Here is a 12,831-nt window from a genome sequence, read left to right as displayed (position 1 = left end):
GGTGGGTGTAACGGGAATCAGGCGTGGAACGGGAATCAGGCGTGGAACGGGAATCAGGCGTGGAACGGGCATCTTGCCCGTTTCATTTCCGGGCAGCAACCTAACACTGGTCTAGAGGTGGAAAATCAGGGCGAGCCCGTCTTATCACGCACCCTACGCTTGTATGGAAAACGCGATGTTCCTTTGGAACCGCTTCGCGAACGCAACAGGAGTTAACTAATGAACCAGACCACTGATACCCAACAACAGACGGCTTATGATGGCAAGCCCAGCATCATCAGCGCCATCACTAAACGGTTTCCATCACTGCAAGGAATGGAAACATTTACTTTCATCTGGTTTGGCCAAGTTATTTCACTGATCGGTACCAGTCTGACCAGTTTTGCCCTCAGCATTTGGGTTTACCAGCAAACTGATTCTGTCACCCAATTTTCCTTACCCGTACTATCGGCGGCGATTCCTCCGATTTTAATTGGTCCAATTGCGGGAGTCTATGTCGATCGCTGGAGTCGTCGTTGGACGATGATTATTAGTGACTTCTCTGCCGGTTTGTGTACCTTGCTGGTGGCTTGGTTATACCTTAATGGTAGTCTGGAAATTTGGCATATCTGTCTAACAAATGTGCTTAGGTCTAGCTTCAGTACATTTCAAGGTTTAGCCTATTCTGCCGCAACCACTCTGCTGGTTCCCAAAGCTAATCTTGGCCGTGCTAGTGGTATGGTCTTCACGGGGCAAGCCATCTCAGATTTAGCAGCCCCTACCTTTGCGGTAACTCTACTTGCCATTATTCAGTTACCAGGGATTATCGCCATTGACTTTATTACCCTACTATTTGCCTTGGTAGCTCTATTGATAGTCAAATTTCCGGAGCTTTCAACTGGGACTGACGAGCAAACGGAACAGGAATCATTTTTACACAATTTAACCTATGGCTGGAACTATTTCGTGCAGCGACCAGGTCTTTTGGGATTGGTACTGTTGGTTGCTCTGTGTAATTTCCTAATTGGAGCCACTCAGGTTCTCGATATCCCATTAGTTCTTTCTTTTGCATCGGTAACAACCCTGGGAATTGTGGTCTCCTTCGCCAATGCTGGCATGGTTATTGGGGGCTTAATCATGACGATTTGGGGCGGCTGGCAGAATCAAATGACTACTGTTTTTATCAGTATGTTTGCTATTGGCCTGTGCGTACTTTTGGTAGGTCTTCGCCCCTCCGCTATTCTTCTGGCTTGTGCAAATTTTTCCATGCTACTAACTATTCCGATAGTCAATAGTGCTATTCAAGCTATTTACCAGCGCAAGGTAGCTCCAGAAGTCCAGGGAAGGGTGTTTGCATTTCGGAAATCAGTGGCTTTAGCAACGCTGCCTCTGTCTTATGTTATTGCAGGTCCATTAGCCGATCGCTTCTTTGAACCCTTAATGACTCAAGATAGTATTGTTGCAAAAACCATTGGCAGAGTGATTGGTACAGGTCCTGGTCGTGGTATTGGCCTAATGTTTATTTCCATGGGAGTCTTGACTATTTTGATGACTTCCATCGCTTACTTTTTGCCTCGTTTACGATATTTGGAGGATGAATTACCTGATGCGATTGGGGATTAAGAATCGGTAAGGGGGAATGTAAGCATTCAGCTATCAGCCGTCAGCCGTCAGCTGACGGTTTTCCGTAACTCAGCATTATTCCAATGCTTACCTGTTGTCTTGATGCAAAGCGCGAGTGGGGGAAACCACGGCAGTCGCTCATGGCGCATGGGTCTGTGTGGGGAACCTGCGTCCGCACCGCTGTTTGCACCGTGGAAACCCCCTTTGGCGGCGCTGCCTCCCCAAGACCGTAATGGTGCGTTTGACCCGTAATTAAATTCGCCACGGGTCGCACCTGAGGCATCGTTTATTCAAAAACACCGATTGCGCTACCCGCACGCTGCGCGAACAGTAGCGTGACCGTAGGCCTTTAGCTGATAGCTGATAGCTGATAAGCAGGTGCACAAAATTAATTACACATTTTCCAAACCTAAAAGCCTTACAATGTCAGGGTTAAAGAGATTGGGTAATGGTAATTAATTATGTCTAGGTGCTTAGAAGAAACCTTAGTCACAATTTGGTCTGAAGTCCTAAAAATTGAGCCGATTGGCATTGAGCATAATTTCTTTGAATTAGGGGGACACTCCCTTCATGCCAGCCAAGTTGTGGCTCGTATTTCTAATAGACTAGGCATTGAAGTGCCATTGTTGCAGATTTTTGAAGCACCAACAATTAGCCTGCTCTCAAATTACCTAGAATCTGCAAATACTAGCACTTCTAGCACTGGTGACTATCCATTAGTTCCCACCCCCACGGCAACAGAGGCAGAGATTCCTCTATCCTTAACCCAACAAAGTCTCTGGTTTCTGGCTCCACTGGAAGAGAATCCTGCTGCCTATAACTTGGTCAGAGCGTTTGTGATTACCGGGCGATTAGACACAACGAATTTAGAAAATGCGTTCGCGAAGCGTCGGCTTTGCCGAATCGCAACCCTCATAGACCGCCACGAAATCCTACGAACCACCTTTTCAGCTGGCGAGGGCATACCAAACCAAAGGATTTCATCCCACATTTCTTTACCCTTGTCTATGGTAGACTTGGCCACTGAGGGGTTCGATGTGATTGAGGAAGTGATTCTCCAAGAGCAAAATCGCCCCTTAGATGTAACTGTTGGCCCTCTGGTCCGATTTACGCTAATTTGCAATTCACAGGAAAAGCAAATTTTACTACTGACCATGCACCACATCATTAGTGATGACTGGTCAATACAAGTTTTGCTCTGTGAACTCTCATCCCTTTACACAGCTGGTTTAACCGAGACACCGCCATCCTTACCAGCTCTGCCCATTCAATATGTTGATTATGCTCAGTGGCAACGGCACCGATTTACCGGAGAGTTTAGAGATAGCCAAATTAAATACTGGCAAGAGCAATTAGCAGATGCTCCCCCAGTGCTTAACCTCCCCCTGGATCGTCCCCGCAAAACTCAACCCTTCAAATCTGGCCGGGTGCCATTTCTCCTCCATGGGGATTTAACTCAAAAACTCAATGTCTTAAGCCAGGGTAAGGGAACAACCTTATTCATTACCCTGTTTGCGGCCTTTTCCGCTTTTCTGTCTCGCTATTGCGATCAAGACGATATTGTGGTGGGGACTGCCATCGCCAACCGAAAGCCAGCCATAACAGAGGCGTTGATTGGCTTTTTCGCTAATATCTTAGTCTTGCGCACTCGACCGAACCAACAGCATAGCTTCCTAGAGTTGCTGTCCCAGGTTCGTCAAGTGGCCTTAGACGCTTATGCCCATGCCGATGTCCCCTTCGGCCTGCTGGTAGAGCAACTGAAACCGGAACGGCTGCCAGGGGTTAGTCCCCTATTTCAGGTGGTGTTTATCTTGCAAAATGTCCCGAAAGAAACCCTTGATTTATCCGGGCTGACTGTCAGTGCGAAGTCTTTAGACAAACCCACTGCTGGGGCTACCTTTGATTTAAGCTTATCCCTGACTCAAAGCGATACAGAACTGATTGGCGCTTTTGAATACAATGCCAACCTGTTTGATCCCGCAACGATTGAGCGGATGACAAGAAATTTCCAAATTTTTGTAGAGGGGATAACTGGTGACCCAGAACAAACCATTGCTCAATTGCCGATTTTGAGTGCTGCTGAACAACAGCAATTATTAGTGGAGTGGAATCAGACCCAAACCGATTATCCTCGTAATGCCTGCGTTCACCAGTTATTTGAAGCTCAAGTCCAAAAGACACCAGATGCAGTAGCATTACGTTTTGCCGAACAAGCTCTGACCTATCAGGAGTTGAATCAAAAGGCTAACCAACTCGCCCATTATTTGCAAACTTTGGGTGTTGGCCGAGATGTTCCGGTGGGAATTTGTCTGGAGCGCTCGTTCTCGATGGTGATCGCGCTGCTAGCAATTCTCAAAGCCGGGGGAGCTTATGTGCCCCTAGACCCTGGCTATCCCCAGAAACGGCTGGCCTACATGATGAAAACTGCTCAAGTTTCCATTCTACTCACCCAAGAGTGTTTAATATCCCAGGTGCAGCTAATGGCAGAGCATACCCTTTGTTTAGATAAGGATTGGCCAACCATTGCCCAACATCTACCCACCAACCTCAATGGCCAGACTACACCAGATCACCTGGCTTATATTATCTATACTTCTGGCTCAACTGGTCAACCGAAAGGGGTGGCCATGCCCCACCAAGCTTTAGTGAATCTGATTGGTTGGCAACTTGAGCAGACCTTAGCATCTAACACTGGTCGCACCCTCCAATTTGCCCCGATTAGCTTTGATGTTTCCTTCCAGGAAATCTTCTCGACCTTGTGTGCTGGAGGAACTTTAGTTTTAATCTCAGAGGACATACGCCAAGACCCCATGGCACTGTTGTCCAAACTCAACCAGGAAAACATTGCTCGTTTATTCTTACCCTTTGTTGGGTTACAACAGTTAGCAACTGTAGCGAAAACAGCACCATCATTGCCCACCCACTTGCAAGACATCATTACTGCAGGAGAACAGTTACAAATCTCTAATGCCATTCGCAATTTGATGGAGCGTTTGCCAGGATGTACTCTCCATAACCACTATGGGCCTTCTGAGAGTCATGTGGTGACAGCCTTTACCCTGCCAGAAGACCTTGCTCAATGGCCAGCCCTGCCCCCGATTGGAAAACCCATCTCTAATTGTCAAATCTATTTGCTAAACCAAGCTTTCCAGCCAGTTCCGATTGGGGTTGCCGGTGAGCTATACATTGGCGGGGTGGGGCTTGCTCGGGGTTATTTTAATCGCCCTGAGCTAACGGCAGAGCGATTTATTCAGCATCCATTTAGTGATAATCCATGGGCTCGACTCTACAAAACTGGGGACTTAGCTCGGTATTTACCAGATGGCACTATTGAATTCCTCGGTCGCATTGACCATCAAGTCAAAATCCGAGGCTTCCGTATCGAACTGGGGGAAATTGAATCGGTGCTCAGTGACTACCAGCAGGTGCAGGAATGCGTCGTTATCTGCCGGGAAGATACCCCAGGAAACAAGCGCCTGGTAGCCTATGTAGTTGGGGATGATGATCTTGACATCAGCGCCCTGAAAGAGTATTTCAAACAGAAATTACCAGACTACATGGTTCCCAGTGTAGTGGTGCCCCTGACGTCATTACCCCTGTCTCCCAGTGGTAAAATAAACCGCAAAGCATTACCTGCCCCCTCTGCTGCCTTCAGCCAAAGTAGTGACTTCGTTGCACCGAAGACACAGAGTCAAATTCGGATCGCTAGTCTTTTTGCCGAAATTCTCTCCCTGCACCCTCAGAGCATTAGCCTTGAGGATAGTTTCTTTGAGTTAGGTGGTCATTCCCTATTGGCCACTCAACTGATGTTTCGGATTCGTGAAGCCTTCGAGATTAATTTATCCCTAAGGGCATTGTTTGATTATCCCTCTGTTTCTGATTTGGCTAGTGCAATCGACCACGCTTTAGTAACTGGAGACTATCAATACCAGACTTGGGATTTAGAAGCAGAAGCTGCTTTAGCTCCAGATATTCAGCCATCAACTGCGATCGCGCCAATCGTCAGTCCAATGGAACGAATTTTCCTAACCGGTGCCACAGGTTTCTTGGGAATTCATTTACTTTCTGAACTCTTGACCACAACGGATGCTACTGTCTATTGTTTGGTTCGGGCTGATAATCGTGATGCTGGCAAAGAAAGACTATTGAACAAGTTAGAAGCAACTGGATTATGGAGTGAGAATTTTACATCTCGAATTATTCCCATCATCGGAGATTTAGGAACCAGTCGTTTTGGACTCTCAGCAACTGAGTATAATAATTTATGCCAAGCAATTGATGTTGTTTATCACCCTGGAGCCTATGTTAATCATGTGTGGTCTTACCCTATTTTAAAAGATGCGAATGTTTTGGGAACCCAAGACGTGTTGAGACTGGCTAGTCTAGGGAAGCTCAAACCTGTTCATTACGTTTCTACCATCAGCGTGTTATCAACATCCCAAACTGATCAACCCATGCTCGAGTCAGCCACTGCCAATTATTATGATTTACCAAAAGTAGGCTATGTTCAGACCAAGTGGGTAGCAGAGCAGTTAGTTTGGGAAGCTGCCAAGCGCGGTTTGCCCATAACTATCTATCGACCTTCGAGGATTAGTGGTCACAGTCAAACCGGTGTCTCTAGTTTCGATGACTTACTCTCGCGACGGGTGAAAGGATGTATTCGACTCAAATGTTTTCCCAGCTGGAGTGGTTTAGCAGAAAACCTTGTCCCAGTAGATTATGTCAGCCGAGCGATTGTTTGTCTGTCTCAACAAAACCGTTTATTTGGGAAGGCATTCCATTTAATTAATCCCAAATCGGTGCATCTGAGGGAGATTTTTGACTGGGTGCGCTCCCTGGGCTATAGCTTACAAGAAATTGACTATACTGATTGGCGTTATAAGTTGATAGAGGATATGGAAAATCCTCTCTACCCTTACTTACCTAACTTCCCGGAATCACCGTCGAACATAACAAACTTAATTGAGTACGATTGTCGCAATGTGGTTGATGGTTTAAGGGGAAGTGGTATCCAGTTACCGGAGGTTAATCAGGATTTATTTAAAACTTACCTCTGCTACTTTAGAGAAAGTGGATTTTTGGAGGATTGAACCTTTTTACTAGACTTCGCGGCAGTTGTCGGGAACAGGGAACAGGGAACAGGGAACAGTGGACAAGAATTGACGCAAAGCGATGCAGCGCGCTGCATCGCTTTCTTATGCCCCACACCCCACACCCCACCCCCTACACCCCACACCTGAGGTCAAAGTAAAAAACCTACCCTTATGAGCTTACTCCACCCCCTCCAATAACAGAGCCACTTGTTCAGGTGCAGGAAGTTGATTCTGCAATTGTTGTGGTAACGTTGAAACTATTCGATAAGTAGCAACACCAATCGGTTTGTTTGACTCCTTCAAGGCATATTCCACAATGGTCTTATCCTTAGACTTGCACAGAATAATTCCTATGGCAGAATTTTCCTCTTCTAGCCTCACTTTGTCATCTAACGCTGCCAAATAAAACTGCATCTTGCCTATATATTCTGGCAAAAACTCCCCTATTTTTAAATCGATGGCTACCAAACATTTGAGATGGCGATGAAATAACAGCAAATCAATAAAATACTCTTTGTTGCTAATTTCTAAGCGATACTGACTGCCAATGAAAGCAAACATTCCTCCCATTTCCCGTAAAAATGGTTCGACCTTGGCTAGAATTGCTTGCTCTAACTGACGCTCACTGTACTGATCGGCTAGCTCCAAAAAATCAAAGATGTACTCATCTTTAACAGCTAACTTAGCTTGCTTACGAATCTCCTCGGAAACTGTCTGTTCAAAATTCGTTTGATTCAGCAACGTTTTCTCGTAAGTTTGATTCTCAATTTGGTGAATCAAAACATTTTTTGTCCAGCCAAATTTCCGCGTCATCCGGATATAAAACTCTCGCTCTAAGTCATCTTTACACTTTTGCATAATAAGCAAATTATGACTCCAGCCAATTTCTGCCACCAATGGTGACAGTTTTTCCTTGGCATAGTAAGAAAGGTAGAATTCTCGCATTCTCCAGATATTCCGAACCGAAAAGCCACTGATACCTGGAAACTCCGCTTGTAAGTCTTTTGCTAATTGTTCTACGACTGATTTACCCCAGGTTTCTCCCTGTTGACGGGTAACAATTAACCGTCCAATATCCCAATAAAGAGTAATTAATTCCTTGTTGACTGCTTTGAGGGATTGGTACTGAGCCTGGCGAATGCGCTGCTTGACTTCTACTAGTAGTTGCCGATACTTCCCTGAATCCAAGTCACTCATCTGGTTTCCGTTTCAACAACATTTGTCCAAAAGGTGATCATAACAAACATAAAGCAGTCAGCGGTCAGCGGTCAGCCTTTGGCTGATAGCTGATAGCTGACCGCTGACTACTTATAGCACTACCCATTAAGGTTAGGACATTGATACAACCTGAAAAGCTTTTGTAGTAAACTTTTGCCTTTTGCCTTTTGCCTTTTGCCTTGCGCTATACTTCCCCCCTCAAATCCTCTGTCGAGAATCCTCAATATCATTCCTTAGCTCCTCTAACTTGCTTTTTGCCTCTGAATCTTCCAAATTTAAAAGCTTTTTGTAAATTCCCTCAGCAGCCTTTAACGATTCAACCGCTTCAGCAAACTCTTCTAGGTTGTGGGCAATCTCACCAAGCTGTTCTTGAATTTCCGCCTGCAATGGCAAATTGTTAGCTTTTTTGGCCAGTGCCAGGGCTGTGCGGTAACGCTGCTGAGCCTGTCGCTTTAGTCCAATGCGCTTATACATGTCAGCTTGAAGCTGATAAATGGCAGGATTTTCTGTACCAGCTTTGATTCTTTTTTCTAAAAGGTCAATGGCATTCTGATTGAGACAAGTGTTAGGGAAATTTGGATCTTGGCAAGTGCTGTGATACAGATGAGCTTTTTTTTGAGCTTTGGCATCTGCATCCAGATTTTGTGTGTCAATCTGAGCTAGGTTCTTCTTTAGCTCCTGCTCCAGCTCATCCGTCAGCAGGGTAATGGTGGGAGCTGGCTCTTGATCGGGATTTTTCGGTGAAGACACACCGGTACTAGCAGTTACCACAATAAAATAATCCCGATCCCGTCGGAGTTGGGAGCTATCAGGATAATCAACTATGGGTTCAGATACCCGTTTTTCCCACACTGGTTTTGCCAAATCATTGATAGTAACATCATAGTGGGTGGCTTCTTTCACCCCATGCCAGCGCAGGGTCAGGGGTTGATTAGGACGTAGTGCTGTATTCCTAGGACTGATCAGGTAGGGAAGGTTTTCGTTCCCGATGCCACGTCCAGGTGCTAGCGGATCTCCCGGTCGGAACAATATTCCTGAATTTGAGCAACCTTCAGACACCTTAAAAGCTGTTCCTACAGGAACTTCCCAATTACTGAGATCACTGCAGGAAACTGTAGCAGAAGATTGAGAGTTTCTGACCCAGATCTGGTCTGTGAGCTTGAGACGATCTCCTTGGTGAGCCCGACGATAACCAAACCACAGGCGACGTTTCACTTGAACATCTCCTGTGAGAGCTGCGATCTCGTAAATACCTTCAGCCGCAGTAGTTGCTGGAGCCGCGATCGCGATTAAAACGCTGGAAAGTAGGGAGATGGAGAATAGACGTTTCCAAATCATGGCCTTTGTTTCTGTTGTTGAGCTTTCTGAATACGTTGATTAGCTAGATGTAACCAGGTGTCTTCTTCTGGAATTAAACGATTTCCTATTCCTAAATCATTAGCTATATCTAGCCATTTGTTTGGTTTTGAAATTATGGGATTTCCGATGATTAAATTGCGACAATGTTCCCATTGCTTGAGATATTCCTTGGAAGCTTCAGGTTTTTTCTGGCGTTCAAGTACCTGAGCTAAAATACAAGAGGCAGAGGCACGATTGGGCAGATATTTTGCCACATCTGGATTCTTAGCAATCTTGATAGCTTTTTCCAGGGCAATTTTAGCTTCATCATCCCGGTTTTGTTTGAATCTTACCCACCCTAAATTTTTATATAAATTGTATTTATCCTCTGGATAAACTGATTGCTCTGTGGTCAGTTTTAGACCTTCAACTAAAAGGTTTGCCGCTTCAGGATAGTCCCCCTCTCGAATGTAGAGTCTGGCCAAGTTGTTGTATGCCCTAGGAATGTTGGCACTTACCGCCAACTGGTACTCTTGCTTTGATTTCTTGAGCTGTAACCAGTCTTCATAGACTACGGCCAAGTTGTAATGAGCCTTAGCATTATCAGGCTCCAGGGCAATCGCTCTTTGGTAGTCGGCTTCAGCACTACTAAGCTCACCTGCTTTATAGTGTTCGAAGCCACGTTGACCGTAACTATCTGAAATTCTAGGTAGGCTATACCAAAACCCTAGCAATCCCAACAGTAGAGCCATGGTGGACAGAAACTTGGTTTCAGCATGAAGAAACTTGGGAACTTTCCAAGTAATCAGCAATTCCTCAAAACCTTTTTTCAATGCTTCTGAGAAATCGTTATCTTTTTGCTCTTCTTCGGTAAGGTCACTTTTGGCTTTCAGCAGAGTTATCAGACTCGGTACAATGATGGCGAAAGTGCCAACCACATCGGGACCACCAGTTAAGAAACGACTGGCAATATTGACCAGCAGAGCCAGACTCACACTCCAACCTCCAAAGGTCAGACCCTTAAACACCCAGTCGTAACGATCTAGCGGATGAGGAGGACGCTGTTGATCCAGATACCACCACCAGCCCTTAGGCTTTGTTGGTAGACTGTGACGATAGCTAGAAAGTTCCAGAGCTTGGTCAATCCGTTGTTTGTGTTGTTGGAGTTGGCCATCTAGCTCATGGATGCACTCTAGAAGCTCTGCAGGTATGAAGGGTTCCTGAGTCAGTGCATTGTGGAGTGCATCTCTGGCACACAGAATCTCTAGAGCTTGTTGATCAGTCAAGGGAGAATCTGTGGCTAGGGACTGGAGGGCAGCTCGATATTGACCAAAAAAATGGGTCTCAAGCCCCGTCCTTCGCTGGATAGAAACCTTAGAATAAAGGAGCCTTTATGGTTGTTCAGCTATACCTAAAAGAGGTGGGACCCGTGGCGAATTTAATTCTTAATACGGAAAGCGCACCTTTGGTTAAAACTTGGCAAATTTTGGCTCCTTTATTCTTACGGTAACTGTGGCCTACGGCCTCCGCTGCGCGAACAAACCATTAAGTTCTCTAATTTAAAAAATCATTTTATTAGCCACTTCTTTGAACGAATTTTCAATGGCCGCGAGACTCTCAGTGGTCAATATTTTTTGGCGGTACTTAGTTACGCATACTAGGTGCATTTGCAAGGAGCGTAATACTGTGCCAATATTCCGGAAACCCATTGTCAAATCTTGTAGATTACACTATAATAGGAGTACAGACAAACTAACAAAACGCCAATTGAAAGCAAGATACAAATATCGTTTTTATCCAACTGACCAACAGAAACAGGACTTAGCTAGGCTGTTTGGCTGTGTCAGAGTCGTGTGGAACGATGCTCTGGCTATTTGCAAGAAATCTAAGAAGGTTCTAAAATCTGGAGACTTACAGAAACTGGTCATAACTCAGGCTAAAAAGACCGAAGAAAGAAAATGGTTGTCTGAAGTGTCAGTCGTTCCTTTGCAGCAGTCCGTAGCTGATTTGGGAGTTGCTTTTAAGAACTTCTTTGAGTCGCACAATGGAAAACGAAAAGGACGAAAAGTTAGGTCTCCACGATTCAAAAAGCGATCCAATAATCAATCAGCAAGATTAACTCGCAGAGGTTTCTCTATTCAAGGTGATGGAGTTTACTTAGCCAAGATTGGGGTAGTCAAACCGATCTGGTCTAGGGAATTGCCATCTGAGCCAAGCTCTGTGACCATTATCTTAGATTGTGCTAACAATTATTTCTTGAGCTTTGTAGTAGATATTGAGCCTGTTCAAGTTGATGCCAAGAACCAAAGCATTGGGATTGATCTAGGTATCAAGACTTTCGCGGTAATGAGTGATGGGGGTCATGTCAATAGTCCTGACTATTCAAAACTAGATCGAAAATTACGCAAACAAACACGAAAGTTTGCTAGACAAGCCAAGGGGTCTAACCGGAGGGAGCAAACTCGCATTAAGATCGCAAGACTAAATAATAAAATCGCCAACAAAAGGAAAGACTTCCTGCATAAGTTCTCAACTAGGATAGTCAGCGAGAACCAAGTAATTGTCCTAGAAGACCTTAACGTGTCAGGAATGGTCAAAAATCGCAAACTAGCGCGAGCTATTAGCCAGCAAGGTTGGTCAGAATTTAGGAGTCTAGCTCAAGCAAAATCAGATAAATATGGCAGGGATTTTCGGGTTATAAGCCGTTGGGAACCCACTAGTCAAATCTGCTCAGATTGTGGGTTCAAGTGGGGGAAACTCGATTTGTCCGTACGCTCAATACTCTGTGTTAATTGTGGAACCGAGCAGGACAGAGACATCAACGCTGCTAGAAACATAGAAAAAGTCGGCATGGGGCATCGGCATGACTCTAAATGGGCAAGGAGGGGCGATAAGACTGTTGAGACCGTAGGTCACGCTACGCGAACGGCAGCACACCCCGATGATCTGTCAAGAATCACCGTTCTTCTAGGACGGTGAGTATGTCAACATATCTGCCCTGGCTTTTGTAGAGTAATGCCAGATTATTGAGGCTTTCTGCCACATCAGGGTGTTCCTCTCCCAAGATTTCCTGCCGAATCTCTAATGCTCTCTCAGCTAGGGGAATCGCTTCTGAGTACTTTCCTTGTTGATAAAGCTCAATGACTTGCTGATGCAGTTGAGAGGCTTCTGCTAGGGATAAGTCTTCAGCCCTTTCACTCCCTGGTGAACTGGGTTGTTGAGCAATGATACTTTGCCCCCAGCTAGACCTAGGGAAAGCCACTCCCATTGCCATCACACCGACAACGGTGGCTAAAATAGCTGCTCCCTTAACAGATAGGTTTTGATTCATTTTCTGAACACCGTTTGAGATACGCAACAAACCTCACGACAGGAAGTGGGGGTGATACAGTAGTGTGCCACTCACTATTATTCTTCCACTGAAATTATAGCTATTGGGATTTATAGCAAAGGGAGTCGGGAGTCGGGAGTCGGGAGTCGGGAGTCGGGAGTCGGGAATAAGAATTATCACAATTCCTACAGGGATTGCTATAGTTGACAATCTCAACTGAAAATGTTAATTGCCTTGGCCAAAGGCCAC

The 12,831-nt window shown here is 45.4% G+C and carries 9 protein-coding genes and 1 pseudogene; 4 read left to right on the top strand and 6 right to left on the bottom strand.

Going from position 1 to position 12,831, the window contains the following annotated elements; genetic code table 11:
* Positions 1 to 219 precede the first annotated feature (219 nt).
* From BJP34_RS13480 to BJP34_RS13475, 3 genes are all read left to right on the top strand, one after another.
* On the top strand, positions 220 to 1,602 hold the full coding sequence (locus BJP34_RS13480; RefSeq protein ID WP_229424349.1) for an MFS transporter: 1,383 nt from the start codon (positions 220 to 222) through the stop codon (positions 1,600 to 1,602).
* 102 nt (positions 1,603 to 1,704) lie between these two features.
* The gene (locus BJP34_RS43200; RefSeq protein WP_158517193.1) at positions 1,705 to 1,854 is read left to right on the top strand and encodes a hypothetical protein; all 150 of its coding nucleotides are present in this window, start codon (positions 1,705 to 1,707) and stop codon (positions 1,852 to 1,854) included.
* A gap of 209 nt (positions 1,855 to 2,063) precedes the next feature.
* Positions 2,064 to 6,692: a non-ribosomal peptide synthetase gene (locus tag BJP34_RS13475; RefSeq protein WP_070392792.1), complete on the top strand. Its 4,629-nt coding sequence runs from the start codon at positions 2,064 to 2,066 to the stop codon at positions 6,690 to 6,692.
* A 180-nt stretch (positions 6,693 to 6,872) separates the two neighbouring features.
* On the opposite strand, the gene BJP34_RS13470 is transcribed toward BJP34_RS13475, so the two are convergent.
* The 4 genes and pseudogenes from BJP34_RS13470 to BJP34_RS39695 all read right to left on the bottom strand — a co-directional run.
* Entirely contained in the window at positions 6,873 to 7,892 is a 1,020-nt protein-coding gene (locus BJP34_RS13470) for a PDDEXK nuclease domain-containing protein (RefSeq protein ID WP_070392791.1), read from the bottom strand.
* Positions 7,893 to 8,111: 219 nt separating this feature from the next.
* Complete coding sequence (locus BJP34_RS13465) at positions 8,112 to 9,251, bottom strand: tetratricopeptide repeat protein (RefSeq protein WP_070392790.1); 1,140 nt, start codon at positions 9,249 to 9,251, stop codon at positions 8,112 to 8,114.
* Entirely contained in the window at positions 9,248 to 10,537 is a 1,290-nt protein-coding gene (locus tag BJP34_RS13460) for a tetratricopeptide repeat protein (RefSeq protein ID WP_070392789.1), read from the bottom strand. Before BJP34_RS13460 ends, BJP34_RS13465 begins: the two co-directional genes overlap by 4 nt.
* Positions 10,538 to 10,813: 276 nt before the next feature.
* Positions 10,814 to 10,960, bottom strand: a pseudogene (locus tag BJP34_RS39695) (transposase); the annotation flags it as partial.
* A 58-nt stretch (positions 10,961 to 11,018) separates the two neighbouring features.
* On the opposite strand from BJP34_RS39695, the gene BJP34_RS13455 reads away from it, so the two are divergent.
* The gene (locus BJP34_RS13455) at positions 11,019 to 12,230 is read left to right on the top strand and encodes an RNA-guided endonuclease InsQ/TnpB family protein (protein ID WP_070392788.1); all 1,212 of its coding nucleotides are present in this window, start codon (positions 11,019 to 11,021) and stop codon (positions 12,228 to 12,230) included.
* Here the strand turns inward: BJP34_RS13455 and BJP34_RS13450 are convergent.
* Together BJP34_RS13450 and BJP34_RS43195 are read right to left on the bottom strand one after the other, a co-directional pair.
* Complete coding sequence (locus tag BJP34_RS13450; protein WP_070392787.1) at positions 12,208 to 12,582, bottom strand: tetratricopeptide repeat protein; 375 nt, start codon at positions 12,580 to 12,582, stop codon at positions 12,208 to 12,210. The two genes, BJP34_RS13455 and BJP34_RS13450, sit on opposite strands and share 23 nt — an antisense overlap.
* Positions 12,583 to 12,615: 33 nt before the next feature.
* Positions 12,616 to 12,792 (bottom strand): hypothetical protein, encoded by a 177-nt coding sequence (locus tag BJP34_RS43195; protein WP_158517192.1) that lies wholly within the window; start codon positions 12,790 to 12,792, stop codon positions 12,616 to 12,618.
* Positions 12,793 to 12,831: the final 39 nt, after the last annotated feature.

Origin of the sequence: Moorena producens PAL-8-15-08-1 (assembly GCF_001767235.1) — a bacterium.
Lineage (GTDB): Bacteria > Cyanobacteriota > Cyanobacteriia > Cyanobacteriales > Coleofasciculaceae > Moorena > Moorena producens_A.
Note: the sequence above shows the minus strand (reverse complement) of the source record. Positions and strands in the feature narration are given on the sequence as shown.